Raw genomic sequence first — 16,595 nt, 5'->3', positions numbered from 1 at the left:
TATACTTTTATATTTTAACTGATTTTAGGTTGTTTTGGCAGAAAGTGTTCAATTCTATCTGGCGGAATCTGTTCACTTTATTCTAGCAGTTACAAGGATCTAGAATCATGCATTCCATTATAGGTTATCAAATAGCAGAAGCTTTATCTATCGGAAATAGAACATCCTTCTTGCTTGGATCTATTGCTCCAGATGCTGTATTGACATCAAAAGCAAAAGATTTATCTCATTTTTACGCAGGTAACATTGAAGACAATACAAGAAGAATTTGTTATGATACATTTTTTCAAAAATATCATTTGCTTAACGTGAAGGATGAAGCATATTTATTAGGTTATTATGCACATCTCATTGCGGATGATATTTGGTTAAAAGGCTTTTATTTGGCTTGGTTACGGAATCGGATGGCAAATAATAATCAGTTGCACGAATTATATCATCGCGATTTTCAATTACTTAATGGAAAGCTGTTAGAGCACTATTCAATGAATCAAGGATTGCGTCAGACTTTTTCAAGAGCTTGTACGATTCCAGAATTAGAGGAAGTGAAGGCTGTCAATGTGAAAAAATTTGTACATAGTATATTAGAAGATATGGAATATGGCGTAGATTGTCTGGAAGAAAATTTACGTGTTTTTACGTTCGAACAAATCGTTGGATATGTAGAAACATCAATCGAACTAGGGATAAACAAAATCAAGAAGGTTATTTAGGAATAAGTAAAGCTCAGAGTATTCAAACTCTGAGCCGCTAATTCCAATCTTTAACACTCTTCTTCCTTATCATCCCATACGAACACGACACCCGCTCGCGGGAGAATCCAATCATGAATATCTATTTTTATCGTATCATTTGGTAGCTTTGTAATCGATTCTGCTTCATTCAAAAATGGGATAACTTCTACATCTACTTTGTCCTCTAAATGCATAAACATGATCTCGACATCTTCTGTTGGCTCTGAAATGACGACGATAAATTTTTCCTGACTTTTCAGCTGTGGCATACGAAAACGAATATGTACCTTTGATAACTCACCACTTGGTACATCCTGTGGGAAATCTAATAATAAATGAAATCCTTCATGTCCTTCGTTATTCATTACTTCATATGCTACTGGTTTCTCGTTAATATGTACGGTAAATTCAAGGAACTCTTTAACAAATCGCTCTACCTCTTTATCATCTAGCTGTTTGAGGAGTTTATTGCTTGCCTCATCCACCCATAGATTCTCTCTAAACAGAAATTCTGCACGCTGATATAACCCATCTAACGTACTCTCTTTGTATGAAAAGCCTACACGCACGTCGTTGCTATCTCGGTAATTCGTTAAATCCCGTTCAAAGGACAAATCTTGCTTCACCATATAATAATCATCTGCCGAGAATTCAAACGCTTGCTCTTCATTAACAGCATAAGAAGTCATATTTTCCTTAAGCTCCATATAGGATATATAATATTTAAAACGTTGGCGGAACTGATACGATTTTGATAAGTAAGATTGAATCAAAGTCTCATAAAGCATACCACCAACTTTTTCTCCTAAAATAGATTCTGTAGAATTTTGAATAAATTTCTTCTTTGATTCCGTAGAGAACTGATCAATGACTTCCTCGTCTAATAGCATCGTTTCTGTCAGCTTCTCTGATAATTCTCTATCTTTTTGCTTCTGCGTTAAATAATCGTAAGCAAAATTGAAGAGCACGAGTGGGATTAAAACACCCACTAGGGAGTTAAATAAGTCTTTATATAGGCTCGACCAAGAGTAGTTCCCCATCAACACGTTTACTAAGATCACGATAAATAATAAGAATAAAATTAATAAAAAGAATAATATATTAATATTGCGAAAAGACTTGAGTAAAAGTCTACGTTCTTCTACCTCTCGCTTTTGCATGTTTCTTCCTCCTTTCTATACATCAGTAAGTTGAGCAACCCCGTATATAGCACGGGATTTTTCTTGTTGCTGTGCCCACCACTGGTTACCGTAATCGAAATGCCACCATTCTAAAGAATAGTTTGTGAATCCTTGTGCTGCCAATACGTGGTATAGCAGCCTTCTATTATCGCGAATGATTTGCTCTTCTTTCGTTAAATCTCGTTGTTGTCCTAGTTGTTCAAAATAAGCAGTATGTGCTTTTTCGGTAAAATCATCAAAGGCTGTACCAAAGTCTAATAACTCTCCTTGTGCGTCCACGATTGCCAAATCTACAGCTCCACCAGTAATATGTGGTGCAGGTTGCTCCTTGTCGATAGATGGATAGCTAACAAAATCTTCGGTAAGCTGGCGCCAGTCAGATTCGCCTTTTTCTGGATTATTCAATTGAATCGTTCGATAGTAATCATCATAGATCGCCTTCTGTACTTCGTATGGTCGGTATCCATCCCAGATGACAAATTGATAGCCACTTGGTAGCTCTTTTGCAGCTTGCATTAATTGCTGAGCAGCAGACTCTCGCACATAGCAATGCTCCAATGCTCCGTCTATGCCTTGCTTTACATATTGCGGGTCCTCTATAATTTGATTGGTGTTTAGCTGAGCCACTTGGATAAGTTCTTCACCATTGTCTTTAATCGGAACGAATTTACGTTTAAAATCAGGATGAACCTTCGTCGGTATTTTTAGATGGTGCAAAGTTGTTCATCTCCTTTTATAGTAAACTTCATCGTTTCTATCTTACTTATTATTCTATCATTAATCGGGTATAATCGTGGAGCGTTCTTCTATCTACTAAAAAACTCAAAGTATCTTGATTTCGCTCTTCCTTCAAATAAGACATGTTTCAACAAAATCATACATTCATTATATGTTACTCTAATAATATCTTAAACTAGGGAGAATAGAAGGTATCTTACAATTAGGTAGCCGGCAAAGTTATCATTGAACGAGAGGGTGTAGCCATTACGGAGAATTTCGTGAGACATTTAGGCTTAAAATAGTAGCTATTTGATAATAAAAATGCTGACCTTATAACTAATTTATAATAAATCTCTAATTTGGTGAGGTGAGGAAATATGGAGTATATTATTGTATACATATCAGCACTTCTTATAACATTTGCGCTATATCAGTTGATTGAAAAAAAATCACTGAGATCAAGTTTTAGAATTTCACTCTATGTACTAATATTCTGCCAAATTGTGTTGATTTCAATTCTATAAGTCAAAGCATGAAATAATTGAGTGTTGATAAAGTTTTTTTCATTTATTAGAAATTTTAAAAAACTTCCTATAGATCTTAAAACCATCTGTGAGATTCCTTAAATGAACCAGAAAAAGCCCGATAGAAGCAATTACAAAATATCTGTAATCGCCTTCATATCGAGCTAGTTTAATTACTTTCAACCTTCCAACTTAGCTGTGCACGTGTTCCTTAATTGGTATGTATATCGAAAACTCTGGGTTACCTTCATAGGTGCTAGTATCTAACGGATAAATCTCCATATGAGTATATTCTACGCTTGCCGCTGTATGTCCTTGTTGTTCTATCCATTGATAGATATCCTGATAAGAGGTAGCTACGTCTTCCCCTTCGTTATGAGTAGCTTTTACTAGATTCATAGCTGGTACCTGCACTGCCACCATTCCATTTGGTATATGGGTTACCTTTTCGACTTCTATTAATGAATAATGACGAAACTTTTCACTATTTGCCTTCACCCGATAAGAAAGACCGATAATTTCCTCTGAAGATATTTTATAGCCAATCTCTCCTACGCGATGATGAAGTTCTTTAAGCACTTCTCTAATTGCTCCAGCATCCGCCTCAGCGGAGGTGCCTTCCCACGGCAAGCCAACAGCTAGAAAGCAATCTTTCTTGACGACTTGATAACTCAATGTCTATCATTCCCTTTATCATTATTATGGAATATAATGCTAGTACCATTATCTTATGCTAAATAATGGTAGTCAATAGGGATTTATATCCATTTACTTCTATTGAACTAAGCCTTCATTACCACTAAACCAATGGATAAGCGTATAATTTGCTTTTTAGAATACGAATTAGAGTCAATATATATTTTCTATTTCTCAGTCTAGATTATAGATGTTAAGCTTGTTTTGATATTTGTTTTTCCAGACTTTTGTACAGGAGCAATTTTGTTGTGGAGATTTTATACTTAGCGTTACTATCGATTGGTATTTTTTCCGTATGGCAAAATTATAGAAAGAAGTCTAATAGTGATGGAAGTGAAGAAGAAGTTAGAAATCGATTTGTTCGTTTTCTATTATCAATAATCCTTTTGATTATCGCAATAATGGTATTTGTGTTTTATCTTTATCCCTTTTTATCTCTAATAATAATGACTGTAACTTAGCTTTCTACTACAGCATCCTAATGTCCGTCCACAATCGTAACTTTATTTGAATCCAAATCAATTATTCGTGTACGGGTATCTGATTTAGCAATAAAAAGAGCTTTCCCATTTTTATCTATGCAATAAGCAATGGGTATAGAAATCCCACAATTTTTATATGATCCATCAGCATGACTGGTTCCAAGTATGTAACATTGATGCTTAATCGCAACTCTCCTTGCATACTCTAGCCATTCATTGAATTGATCTTCACTAAACATACCCGTTCCGATAGGATGAGCAATAAAGTCAATCGGAAGCTCACTAGTAAAACCTTCTACTCCTTTTAAAATTTCCATGCAAAGAATATAACCAACATTACCTTTACTCGTTTGTACAACTACAGGTTCGATAAGATTATCCTCGGAATTGGTGTTTTAGCTCGGTCAAGCACTTTATTTCCATTTGTGTCACAAATCAAACCACGATCTTTGTTTTGAATATCCTTATATCCAGTAATAATCATAGTATCTGTTTTAGTAGTAAGATTTTGAACTTCCGATAATAAATCAATACTTTGAATGTAACCCTCCGGAAATAAAACAACATCTACATTTGTCGTTATATCCAATTCATTTTTCAGTTGATTAAGGTTTGCTTCTTGTTTTGGTTGCGCAACAAGTATTTTCAAATTTCATACCCTCCTTGATTGTCTATTTTCTCCTATAATAATCCTTATTATTTTTTATCTTTCATCAAACCATATCGTCATCATATTTCTATATTTCTTCCACAATCCCTTTTTATTAATTCATATAAATTATGATATCTAAGGTTTTCTTGAAATTTGAAAATTTCTACACCTTATTCATCGTTAAAAAAAAATACTTTTTCATCAGCATCTAACTTCTACAACTTAACAGCTAACTCCTTTAAATTTTATATTATCTTTACTATTTGTAATCGGTTTTAACAACTCTCGCCTAATTATCGTACTTCTCACAATATTCAAGTATTACAACACTACTCCATGATGTTACAGCCTTCATGAGCTATGAATTTCAGTAAAACCTCATCCATATCGTCCAAAGTTTAAATTTCTCACAAAAAACAAAAACACCTGTTGCCTAAAAGGCAATCAAGTGCTTTACAACAAGCTATATTAAGTCCATTCATTACTATTTCTATCTTTAAACCAACATGCCTGTTTAATTTCGTAAGTTTTTGCGTGTAACCTGTAACAGTATTTCATCAGTTTAAAAGTCATCTCGCCAAAATGTTGTAGTTGAATTTTCTCGACTCTACATAACATCCCCACAAATTAATCTTCGCCATACATTAAATCATCTAACATTTCATTTTGTCGTTGTATTTCTTTATATCTATCTAACCTATTCATCAAGTATTCAATAGATACTTCCTTATTTTTAACTAATTCACCATCAAACAGTCTTATCTTTGCACCAACATTTTTCAATTCATTTATTAATTTTTTAAGTTTTGTATCGTCCTCATCATCTTCAAACAGATTACATTCCATTATTGGACTACCATTTTCAATTCTTTTTTTTATCTCAGAAAATCCTAAATTCGTACTTTTTCTTATTGTAGGTAAATATTTCATCTGATCTTCATCTTGTTCTACCACTAAAAGTATTACCGACATATTTTATATCCTCCTTAAAAATCATTATCAACTGAATCATTTAGTGGTTTACCAGGTAGGCTTTTCTTATAACTACCACCATGCCATCGATACAAATGTTCTCTAAATGTTACAGGATATATAATTTCGCCTTTATTGGCAATTTGTGGATATTTAGATGCGCTATAAGTATGGTGACCAATCATAGTTTTACCCTCATATTTTGGCGCCTTACCATTTATTATGTCTTTTGCTTGTTTTTCCGTCCATACCCTCGTAGCTTCTCCCTTTAATAAGCGTTCTCTTTCTTGTTCCCAAAAGTCATCTACACCTTTATCTCTTCTGCGTTTAAATCTCTTGTTCCACATCAATTGTTGCCATTCTTCTTTTGTGATAGTTCTATTTCTTACCTTTTCATTCAATTGTTTCATTTTTTTACTACCCATGATTTTATATGGAGTTTCTCTTAGGGTTAAGTCCAGGCCTTTAGCTCTTTCAGCAATAACCTCTACTTCATCTTTAATGTTCTTAACTTGGATAGTTTCACCCGTCCCCTTACTCACAACCCTAGCATCATCTCTAACTCCCAACACTGGGTTAGCTGTTTTACCTTTAAACGGTAGGAGTAATAAGGCACGTTCAAATCCTGCTTGTTGTTCCTCTTCACTGATTGGATTCCCGAATATATCTCGTCCCGTAATGAATTCGCTAAATCCATTGGCAGAGGCTAATCCATACAGTCCTCGTTCTGATGTTTTTAGTATATCAAATGCTTCGGTTGTTTTGTAGGCGTTTAACACATTATCAGCAGCTGAGAATGTTTTGCTAATTTTATAGATAGCGTGTCCGCCTTTGGCTGCTCTTCCTGCCCACCCGACAAATGGAATAAATCCTGCAGCTGCCAATGCGGCAGCTGTCGCACGCTGTCCATCTGTCAATTCTTGACCTGTTACCGGATCGACTCCTGTTGACGCACGTTTCATATCGTAATAACCCGTTACCTCTCCAGTGAAGGTACAGATTGTGTCCCACGTTTTCTCTCCAAACGAACGATTCTCTAACTCTCGTGCTCTTTCTAACTCATCTTGCCAGCTAATATAATTGGCAGTAATCTCTTTTGCTTCTTCTCTCGCTGTATGTACGTCACTCTTTTTGTATACATCCTCATTAAAGTACAGAGGATTTACTTCGCCTCCTTGCGAGGAAGCTTTGTATAATTCAGAAATTAAGCCTGCAATGACATTTTCATGGTATTTAGACTGTTCATAAAACTCTAATAGTGTTTGATCAAAGTTTTCTACTTTCTCTTTTGTTTCTTTTCGCTTTTTCGTAGCCTCATCAATGTGTTTGTCAAACTGTTTTGTCGAATTCGGTTCCATAGATACAATATCACTAATACCAGAAAAAATATCTTCTAAGGCTTGTTCTTGGCTATCTACCATTTGCCGTGCTCGCGATTCACTGTTCTTTAAATCACTTTCTAGGAAAGGGAGATGGACAAGCGTTTTTCCACCTAAATCTTCATCGTCTGCCATTCCCTTAATTCCTTTGAAAAAAGCTTCCTGTAAATCGATGAAATCAATCCAAGAATTGACCACATCTATTTGAGCACGATAAAAGCCTTTTACCGAGTCCGCAGTCTTTCCTTTAAAGTCATCCAAATCCACGATGTCCTTAAAAGAAGTCTTCAATTCCTGAAATTGCTCACGAAGCAACCGGTATTCTTTGGCGCGACTCTCCATCGCTTCGATTAGTGTTTTCGTCTCTAATGTTTGGGTCGTACTCATTTTTTCCCTCCTTACTCGCAACCTAGGAGCAATCCACTATTTTTTTAGTAAAAATGTACGAAGTGTTTGTATTTTTAAAATCATTCATTAATATACCAGAAAAAGAATGGAGAAAAATGACTTTTAACAAAATTGGTTAATTTACCCTATTACATTGAAACTTTAACTACGGAAAAAGAATTAGCTTGAGTTCTTTTGCAGGACGTCTTTACTAGTAGGAAGAGGAACAAAAGTGATTGTGAGTAGGAATCCTAGCAACTCTAACTACATATTTCCATCTCAAAAAACTCCTAATGGTCTTAGCCACCCTATTAGGAGTTAACATGGTTATTTTATTACGAGTAGACATTATTTTGGAAAACATGATGACGACCTATTGGGACAACTAATGGAGAACTGGAAATAGGATCTTCTATCACTGTACAGTCTAGTCCGAAGATATTCTTAACTAACGCAGGTGTAATTACATGGGAGGGTTCGCCTTCTTTGACAAGCTTCCCTTTATGAAGTGCAAATATGTAGTCCGCATAACGTGCAGACAAATTAATATCATGTAGTACCATCACGATAGTAGTTCCACGCTTTCGATTAAGGTCTGTCAGTAAGTCGAGAATTTCAATTTGATAGGTAATATCTAAAAAGGTAGTTGGCTCATCTAGAAATAAAATATCTGTTTGCTGAGCCAGAGCCATTGCTATCCATACTCGTTGCCTTTGTCCTCCAGAAAGTTCATCCATATGTTGGTTGGCTAACTCGGTAATGTTCATCGTCTCCATTGCTTCGGCAACTGCCTCTGTATCAGCAGTTGTCCACCCATTAAATAGAGATTGATGTGGAAATCTCCCTCTACCTACTAAATCCGTAACCGTTATGCCTTCAGGGACAATTGGTGATTGTGGAAGAAGTCCGACCATTCTAGCAAATTGTTTTGGTGGTATCTTACTAATAGACTTGCCATCTAATGAGATTTCTCCGGAGGTAGGCTTTAATAGCCGTGCTAAGGTTTTTAAAAGGGTAGACTTCCCACAAGCATTGGCACCAATAATGACGTTTATTTTATTACTAGGAACCTCTAGGCTTATATCATGAATTACCGTTCTATCATTATAGCCAGCGCTAATTCCTTCCGCATGAAATGTATGGTTCAGCTTCATTATAATTCTCCCTTTCGGTTCATTCGGATAAGCAAGTAGATTAAATACGGTGCACCAATGATTCCTGTTATAATGCCTACTGGGTATCTGACTTCAAAGGCGAATTGCCCGACTAAATCAGCAGCCAATACAAGATTGGCACCAACTAAACCTGCTGGAATAATTGCAGAATATCCGGCTCCAACTAGTCTCTTAGCTATCGGTCCAGACAGAAAAGCTACGAAGGCAATTGGTCCAGTTGTCGCTGTAGCTAATGAAATAACGCAAACAGAACTTACAATAAGCAGCAGTCTTGTTCTATCGGTGCGTACTCCTAGAGATGTAGCCGCTTGTTCGCCAAGTTCTAAAATGCTTAGTTGTTTCCCTAATAGGATGATTATAGGAGCAAAAATCATCACTCCTAATATTAAAGGTGGAAGGTCATGCATTTGGGAACCATTCAGACTACCACTAAGCCATCGTAAGGCAGCTGGAATATCTTGTTGTGCACCTACTAGGAGAAGATAGGATATGAAGGAATTAAGCATTGCTTGTATGCCGATTCCAACTAAAATTAATCGTCCAATAGAAAAGGATTTTCCTTTAGAGAATACGTAAATGAAAAGAACCGTAACAAGCCCGCCAACAATTGAAGATATAGAGACAACCGCATTACTCGTATGTAAAATAACAATACAAAAAACAGCTGCCGCGCTTGATCCAGTCGTAATTCCGATAACATTCGGATTAGCGAGCGGGTTACGTAACATCGTCTGAAAAATATGACCACCAATACCAAAGGCAAAACCTGCGAACAGGCCTGCTATCATTCTCGGTAAACGAATAGAATGCACAGCAAATGATGCACCTTTTATTTCTTCTCCTAAAAGAACAGAGATAACATCTTTTACTGGATAAATCGTGCTTCCAAGTAGTAGCATTGCCCAGCTTACAATAAATAAGAGGATAGTTAGTGAGACCGTAACATATAGCCATCGAAGATGTCTCCGTTTTCTACCTTTCATAATATATTTCATCGATTTATTCTTCATAATGATTGCACTTTCGCTTTCCTAGCTAATAGTATTAGAATCGGAGCACCTATAAACGCTGTAACAACACCTACTTCTAACTCTCCAGGGCTACCAATGACCCTACCTAATACATCCGATATAGTTAAAATGATAGCTCCTGTCACCGCCGACATTGGAATAATAAAACGCATGTCGGGTCCAAGAACAAGACGGATAACATGTGTCGATAATAGTCCAACAAAGCCAATTGGACCGGCTAGCGCTGTTGCCGCACCACACAAAAGAACAGCAGCAAAAGCCGCTACAATCCTCAATGTACCAGTTCGAACACCTAATCCTTTTGCAATTTCGTCGCCTAAAGCTAACGCATTTAGTGCAGAGGTAGAAAGAACGCCTAATACGGTGCCAATAATAAAAAAGGGAAGAAAAAGCATAATCGCATTTTCATTGGCTGCACCAACACTACCTACTTGCCAAAATCTGAATTCATCCATGACATTAGCGCGTGGAATCATAATGGCAACAACGAGAGAAGAAAGTATCGCGCTTGTGGCTGCACCTGCTAGAACTAACTTAAGTGGTGTTGCACCGCCACGACCTAAATAACTAATACCAAACACAAAAATTGCTGTAAGTACGGCCCCGATGAGAGCCATCCAAATATATTGATGTGCCGTACTAATATTGAAAAAGGCAATGCCACATACAACAAATAAAGAGGCTCCTGTATTGACTCCTAATATACTTGGGTCTGCGATTGGATTTCGCGTAACAGCTTGCATAAGTGCTCCAGAAACGCCTAAGGCAGCACCACATAAAACACTAAAAATAGTCCGAGAAATCCGCTTATGAACTACATTTGCTCCATAAGAATTACTATTTTGATAGATTAACCCATCTACAAGATCTTGAAAACTCACAGCTCGTGAGCCAAATATAAAAGAGGCTATGATACAGATAGCTAGCAAAATAAAACATCCCACAAGAGTCGTAACAAAGTGTCGCGGAATACGTGAAGACAACCGCCTATTATTCGTGCTTGCTAAACTATTCATCTAGCTTTTCAATAGCTCCTCCGATTAATTCTAGATATTCATCTATCGTGTAAGCTATCGAAAGAGGGTTTGGATTACCGGATGCTGCTAATGGCGTATCGTTTCCGATAAATACTACCGAGCCTCTTTCTATCGCTGGTATCTTTCCTAATAACGGGTCAGCCTTAACAGCTTCATATAAACTCTCGTCACCATAGCCAATAATTATATCTGCATCGTTCAAAATATCCGCGTTTTCTGCGCTTAAATTAAACGAATAGCTCTCAGGGTCAGAGATTGCTTCTATTACAGTTTCTGGGTATTCCATTCCTAGTTCAATAAGAAACGAACCCCTAGGATCTACAGGTGTATAAAGATGTAATTGCGACATGTCCGTCGCAGAGAAATTGACCCAAACTACTGTTGTTCCTTTTATTTCAGGATATTCGCTAGCCTTTTCCTCAACTAAAGTCTCTGTATCCTTAATAAGCTGTTCACCTTCCGCTTTCATTCCCATGCCTGTAGCATTTAACATGACTTGTTCACGCCATGTTGTTACCCACGGACCAGACTTATAAGGCACTACTGGAGCAATTTCACTAAGTAATTCGTAGTCTTCCTCTGTAATTCCTGAATAGCCTGCAAGAATAACATCCGGATTCGTATCGGAAATAGCCTCAAAGTCTAAACCATCTGTATCTTGAAAAACATTTGGCTCTTCAACATTAAGCTCCTCGAGTTTTTCTGCTGTCCAAGGTAGTAAACCGCTATCATCTTGAACACCATAATTCGCTGCAGAGAATCCAACAGGTATAACGCCAAGCGCAAGAGCAACATCATGATTTGCCCATTGAATGGTTGCTACTCGTTCTGGTTTGCTTTCAATCTTCGTTTCGCCAAATGCGTGGTCAATAATGATTGGATATTCAGAGGATTCTTCCTCTGAAGTTGTATCGGTCGACTCACTATGTTCTGTTGCATTTGTTTCTGCAGAATCTGTTGTATCGGAGGAACAACCAAATAAAAACATACTTACGATTAATACGAATAAAATAGTTAGTGAAAATTTACGATTTGTATTCACCGCTATTTCTCTCCCTTCAAAATATTCAATTCCTATTTTTATAAGTGCTAGTTCATAGTTGTAAAGACATTACATGAGAAAAATACATTGATAATGATAATCATTATCAATGATAGGCGTTACTTTTTAGATTGTCAATAATTTTTTAGTATAATTATGGAAATTAAATCTTCGTTATTTGTCACTTTACTGTTCAATCAATGCTTTATTCTTTTCTTTAAATAAGTCATTATGGGAAGATACCATTGCATAGTCACTTGCGTCTGGCTGAATAAATTGTTTTGCGCGATTTACAGCATTGATGGCGTCTTGAAATGTTCCTGCAATAAGTCCAACCTTGCCATCGTACATTAAAATATCACCCGCTGCATATATGCCTTCGATAGAGGATTGGCTTTTTGCTGTACCATCAATATAGTAATCCTGCACTCGTTTAATATCTAACGTACATTGATTCAATAATTCTGAATCCTGCTCATAACCGTGGCTAACGATAACATCATCTATAGATACAGTAGTTATTTCTCTTGTTAGATGATTGGTTAATTCGACACTCTCGATATTTTCTTGATAACGATCACCGTTTAACTTCGTAATCGATGCATTTAAAAAACACTTTGCCGAGCTACTTTCTAACAATTCTACTTGCGCTTCATGGGCTTTAAGTGAATTGTTTCTATACGTAAAATACAATTGCTTAACATAAGGCAATAATTCCACTGCCCAATCAACAGCTGCATTTCCACCACCTGATATAATGACGGTCTTATCCTTAAAATGGTTTAATGAGGGGACTGTGTAATGTAAATTAGCAGATTCATAACGGCTAGCATTTTCCAATCCTAAAACCTTTGGCTTCAATATACCTGCACCAATCGCTATTATAACGGTTTTCGAATAGTGCTTCTTGCCAGATTCCGTATGTAGTACAAAAAGCTTCTGTTCGTTTTGCTCAATATTGGTTACCTTTTCATTTAGAATAACGGTTGGATGAAACGTTAACCCTTGTGTTACTAACTGCTCAATTAGTTTTTCGCCTGACACAGGTGGCAGTCCGCCAACATCCCATATCATTTTTTGAGGATAAACGTGTATCTTTCCACCCAACTTTGGCTGAAATTCAATGATTTTTGTTTTCATCGACCTTAAACCACTATAAAAAGCAGAGTATAAGCCGGCAGGTCCGCTTCCAATAATGGTCACGTCGTATATTTCAGATTTCTTCATGTATTACTCCTCTTTTCCTATTCACATTTTTCCATACGGCGTTAGACTTAAGTTACACTTTAAATGATAATGATTTTCATTATCATTTATGCTAACATAGAATATTGCGTTCCACAATATGAAAAAGAGAATGTTTTCCATCTGATTTTCTAAAAAACAAAAAAGCTCCTAATGGTTTCTTACACCAATTAGAAGCTTCCTGCTTTATCCTTTTACAGAGCCAGCTAATAAGCCACGGACAAAATATTTACCTAAAAATATATAGACGAGTAAAGTTGGCAATGCTGCGAGTAAGGCACCTGCCATCTGAACGTTCCATTGGACAATTTGACTTCCAGATAAGTTCTGCAATGCAACCATAACTGGTTGTGTATTGTTGTTCGTAATCGTAACAGCAAAGAGAAACTCATTCCAAATGTTTGTGAACTGCCAGATTGCCACTACAACAAAGCCTGTAATCGAGAGTGGCAGAATGATAAGGCGGAAAATTTTTACGAAGCTTGCGCCATCTACTTTTGCCGCTTCTATCATTGATTCAGGGATATTGGCATAGAAGTTACGGAACATTAACGTCGTAATCGGTAACCCATATACTACATGGGTAAAGATTAACCCACCGAGTGAGTTATAAAGATTAATCGAGTTTAGGAACTGGATTAACGGTATTAAAATACTTTGATATGGAATAAACATTCCAAATAATATCATCGTAAAAATAACTTCAGACCCTTTGAATCTCCATTTTGATAAAACATAGCCGTTCATTGCACCTAATATTGCAGACAGTAGAGTAGCTGGGATTACTAAATATAAACTGTTCATCATGTTTGGTGCTAGCTGAGTAAATGCTTCCGAATAGCTAGAGAAATCAATCGCCGATGGTAAGGACCACATTTCGGAAAGTGATACTTCACTCAATGGCTTCACACTTGTAATGAGCATGACATAAATCGGCGTTAAGAAGAAGAGAGCTAAGATAATGAGTACTGCATATTTGATGATTCTTCTAATAGCCATTAGGATGTCCCCCTTCTACTGTGGATTAAATATGGAACGATAAATACCGCCACTAGTATAAGCATAATCATTGCGATTGCTGCTCCATTGGCATAGTAATTTCCACGGAAAGTAGTTTCAAACATATAAACACCAGGGACATCGGTAACAAAGTTTGCACCTGATCCTGTCATTGCATAGATAAGGTCAAATATTTTCAACGATATGTGTGCCATTATTATGATGACACTCATCGTAATTGGCGTTAGCATTGGTAAAATAACTTTACGATAAATTTGAAACTCTGTTGCACCATCAATTCGTGCCGCTTCACGAAGCTCTTCGTCAATCCCAGTCAAACCAGCAACATACATAGCCAATGAAAATCCTGTCATTTGCCATACAGCAGCAATTACAACGGCAATGATGGCGACAGGTAAACCAAACTCAATACTCCCCCATTGAAATCCTGCGAGAATATTCGTATCGGTATACCATTTCGGTTGAATACCGAACACTTGAAGAAAGCGGTTAAATCCTGTAGAAGGATGAAGTAGCCATTGCCATACAACACCTGTTACGACAAAAGAAAGTGCCATCGGGAAAAGAAAAATATTTCGAAAAACTGCATTTCCTTTTTTCGTTTGATCTAATAAAATGGCTAGACTTAACCCTAAAACAATTACGGATAGAATAAATAAAACCGTGAAGAAAATAGTGTTTCTAATTCCAGCTTGAAAACGGTAATCGCCAAATAAATATAGATAATTTTTAAGGCCAGCAAACGACATATCAGGCATAAGAGAGTTCCAATTACTTACCGACACCCAACCTGTCCATCCAATAAAACCGTATACAAATATGGCAATAAGCAATAAAGATGGGGCTAGAAATAATGCTGCCATAAGCTGATCTTTTGTTAATTTCATTCAGTTTGTCCTCCCATCTATCTGTTTCTATATCTTGATAGTTCGTTAAAAAACATGGCCCGCATAGAGCGAGCCATGAGGGAAACTTATAAATCTCCTGCAGCTTGAACTAATTTTTCAATAAATTGTTCTACATTTTGTTGTGTAACAAAAATGTTTACTTCTTGGTTCACCTTCGTTAGGAAACCTTCAGAGGCTGCAGAACCATGGGCCAAGCTCGGTGTTAAATTACTATTTTGGAAATCTTCCATTGTGTCCGTACCATATTCGTCATACTTCGAAGGATCTGCATCTACACGTGCAGGGATTGACCCTTTTAGTGGGTTAAATGCATCTTGCCCTTCTGCTGAAGCTAACACATTTAGAAATTCCTTCACTAGTTCTGGATCTTCCACACCTTTCGGTAAGCCGAATGTGTCGGTAATAACCATAAAGTCTTCTGTTGTACCTGGGAATGCAAAGTAGCCAAAGTCTACGTTCGTTTCTAACTCTAAGTCATTAGAGAAATAACCTTTCGCCCAGTCTCCCATATTAGTCATTCCTGCTTCACCTTCACCAACTAACTGCGCCGCATCCTGCCAGTTACGGGAAGCATGGTCTTCGTTCACATAACCAAGAATTGTTTTGAAATATTCTGCTGCTTCGACGATACGATCGTCATCAAAAGCTACGTCTCCTGTCCACAAGTTGCGATAATCATCTGGACCTAATGTAGCAAGTAATAAGTTTTCGAAAATTTGTGTTGCGGTCCATGCCTCTTTATCTCCCATTGCTAGTGGTGTCACACCCGCATCTTGTAACTGCTGTAGTACGTCCATGAACTCATCCAATGTAGTCGGTTCACTTATTCCATTGTCTTCAAAGACTGCTTTGTTATAAAAAATAACATTTCCACGGTGAATATTTACTGGAACAGAATAAATGTTGCCGTCCTTACTAACTAGATCAATCAGTTCTTCTGGAAATTTGTCCATTAATTCATATTCCTCATAGAAATCGTTTAATGGCTCCATCATATCGGCTGCTACCCAGCTCTCATTCAACTCTGCACCTCCGTGTACTTGGAAGGTAGATGGTGGGTCATTCCCTTGCATTCTCGCTGCTAATACAGCTTTTGCATTCGTACCTGCTCCCCCTGCAACAGCTGCGTTTTCAACTGCTACATCTGGATATTTGGATTCAAATAAATCAATAAGTGCTAACAAGCCATCCTCTTCACCGGCTCCTGTCCACCAGCTGAAGATCTCTAACGTTCCACCTTCACCAGAGCCCGTTGATTCTGAGTTATTGTCTGTTTCCTCATTCGAAGCATTCTCATCTGCTGCATCATTCGATGATTCACTGTCGCTACCACAAGCTACTAACAGACTGATTACAACCATCATAAATAAAAGCGATAAACTTCTTTTTAACAAAATGTTCAACCCCCTC

17 protein-coding genes are annotated in these 16,595 nt (G+C 37.1%); 2 read left to right on the top strand and 15 right to left on the bottom strand.

The window, feature by feature from the left end:
* The first annotated feature begins 107 nt into the window (after window positions 1-107).
* Complete coding sequence (locus GGQ92_RS14595) at window positions 108-713, top strand: zinc dependent phospholipase C family protein (RefSeq protein ID WP_184250608.1); 606 nt, start codon at window positions 108-110, stop codon at window positions 711-713.
* A gap of 50 nt (window positions 714-763) precedes the next feature.
* Here the strand turns inward: GGQ92_RS14595 and GGQ92_RS14590 are convergent, their stop codons facing one another.
* The 3 genes from GGQ92_RS14590 to GGQ92_RS14580 all read right to left on the bottom strand — a co-directional run bounded on the left by GGQ92_RS14590 (window position 764) and on the right by GGQ92_RS14580 (window position 3,834).
* Complete coding sequence (locus GGQ92_RS14590) at window positions 764-1,894, bottom strand: hypothetical protein (protein WP_184250605.1); 1,131 nt, start codon at window positions 1,892-1,894, stop codon at window positions 764-766.
* Window positions 1,895-1,909: 15 nt separating this feature from the next.
* The gene (locus GGQ92_RS14585; protein WP_184250602.1) at window positions 1,910-2,632 is read right to left on the bottom strand and encodes a M15 family metallopeptidase; all 723 of its coding nucleotides are present in this window, start codon (window positions 2,630-2,632) and stop codon (window positions 1,910-1,912) included.
* 719 nt (window positions 2,633-3,351) lie between these two features.
* Window positions 3,352-3,834 carry a GyrI-like domain-containing protein gene (locus GGQ92_RS14580; RefSeq protein WP_184250599.1) on the bottom strand — a complete coding sequence of 161 codons (483 nt, stop codon included), beginning with the start codon at window positions 3,832-3,834 and terminating at the stop codon, window positions 3,352-3,354.
* A gap of 269 nt (window positions 3,835-4,103) precedes the next feature.
* Between GGQ92_RS14580 and GGQ92_RS14575 the strand changes: the two genes are divergently transcribed.
* Entirely contained in the window at window positions 4,104-4,316 is a 213-nt protein-coding gene (locus tag GGQ92_RS14575) for a hypothetical protein (RefSeq protein ID WP_184250594.1), read from the top strand.
* Window positions 4,317-4,333: 17 nt separating this feature from the next.
* Here the strand turns inward: GGQ92_RS14575 and GGQ92_RS14570 are convergent, their stop codons facing one another.
* The 12 genes from GGQ92_RS14570 to GGQ92_RS14515 all read right to left on the bottom strand — a co-directional run bounded on the left by GGQ92_RS14570 (window position 4,334) and on the right by GGQ92_RS14515 (window position 16,579).
* Window positions 4,334-4,654 (bottom strand): hypothetical protein, encoded by a 321-nt coding sequence (locus tag GGQ92_RS14570; RefSeq protein ID WP_184250591.1) that lies wholly within the window; start codon window positions 4,652-4,654, stop codon window positions 4,334-4,336.
* A 41-nt stretch (window positions 4,655-4,695) separates the two neighbouring features.
* Window positions 4,696-4,986 (bottom strand): hypothetical protein, encoded by a 291-nt coding sequence (locus tag GGQ92_RS14565; protein WP_184250586.1) that lies wholly within the window; start codon window positions 4,984-4,986, stop codon window positions 4,696-4,698.
* Between the two features lie 630 nt (window positions 4,987-5,616).
* Window positions 5,617-5,961, bottom strand: coding sequence for a hypothetical protein (locus GGQ92_RS14560; RefSeq protein WP_184250583.1), 345 nt, complete (start codon window positions 5,959-5,961; stop codon window positions 5,617-5,619).
* 14 nt (window positions 5,962-5,975) lie between these two features.
* The gene (locus GGQ92_RS14555; RefSeq protein ID WP_184250581.1) at window positions 5,976-7,727 is read right to left on the bottom strand and encodes a T7SS effector LXG polymorphic toxin; all 1,752 of its coding nucleotides are present in this window, start codon (window positions 7,725-7,727) and stop codon (window positions 5,976-5,978) included.
* A 335-nt stretch (window positions 7,728-8,062) separates the two neighbouring features.
* Window positions 8,063-8,881, bottom strand: a complete 819-nt coding sequence (locus GGQ92_RS14550) for an ABC transporter ATP-binding protein (RefSeq protein ID WP_184250579.1) — start codon at window positions 8,879-8,881, stop codon at window positions 8,063-8,065.
* Entirely contained in the window at window positions 8,881-9,912 is a 1,032-nt protein-coding gene (locus tag GGQ92_RS14545) for a FecCD family ABC transporter permease (protein ID WP_184250576.1), read from the bottom strand. Before GGQ92_RS14545 ends, GGQ92_RS14550 begins: the two co-directional genes overlap by 1 nt.
* A complete protein-coding gene (locus tag GGQ92_RS14540) occupies window positions 9,909-10,949 on the bottom strand; it encodes a FecCD family ABC transporter permease (RefSeq protein ID WP_184250573.1) in 1,041 nt (346 codons plus the stop codon). The genes GGQ92_RS14545 and GGQ92_RS14540 overlap by 4 nt, the downstream gene beginning before the upstream one ends.
* The gene (locus GGQ92_RS14535) at window positions 10,942-12,012 is read right to left on the bottom strand and encodes an iron-siderophore ABC transporter substrate-binding protein (protein WP_343068844.1); all 1,071 of its coding nucleotides are present in this window, start codon (window positions 12,010-12,012) and stop codon (window positions 10,942-10,944) included. Before GGQ92_RS14535 ends, GGQ92_RS14540 begins: the two co-directional genes overlap by 8 nt.
* A 186-nt stretch (window positions 12,013-12,198) precedes the next feature.
* A complete protein-coding gene (locus GGQ92_RS14530) occupies window positions 12,199-13,239 on the bottom strand; it encodes an NAD(P)/FAD-dependent oxidoreductase (protein ID WP_184250570.1) in 1,041 nt (346 codons plus the stop codon).
* 204 nt (window positions 13,240-13,443) lie between these two features.
* Entirely contained in the window at window positions 13,444-14,256 is an 813-nt protein-coding gene (locus GGQ92_RS14525; RefSeq protein WP_184250567.1) for a carbohydrate ABC transporter permease, read from the bottom strand.
* Entirely contained in the window at window positions 14,256-15,164 is a 909-nt protein-coding gene (locus GGQ92_RS14520) for a carbohydrate ABC transporter permease (protein WP_184250564.1), read from the bottom strand. Before GGQ92_RS14520 ends, GGQ92_RS14525 begins: the two co-directional genes overlap by 1 nt.
* Window positions 15,165-15,250: 86 nt before the next feature.
* Window positions 15,251-16,579, bottom strand: a complete 1,329-nt coding sequence (locus tag GGQ92_RS14515; protein WP_246384503.1) for an ABC transporter substrate-binding protein — start codon at window positions 16,577-16,579, stop codon at window positions 15,251-15,253.
* Window positions 16,580-16,595: the final 16 nt, after the last annotated feature.

The sequence above is a fragment of the Gracilibacillus halotolerans genome, from assembly GCF_014206945.1.
In the GTDB taxonomy this organism is placed as follows: Bacteria; Bacillota; Bacilli; order Bacillales; family Amphibacillaceae; genus Gracilibacillus; species Gracilibacillus halotolerans.
The sequence above is the reverse complement of the archived record's forward strand: the minus strand, read 5'-3'. Positions and strand labels throughout refer to the sequence as shown.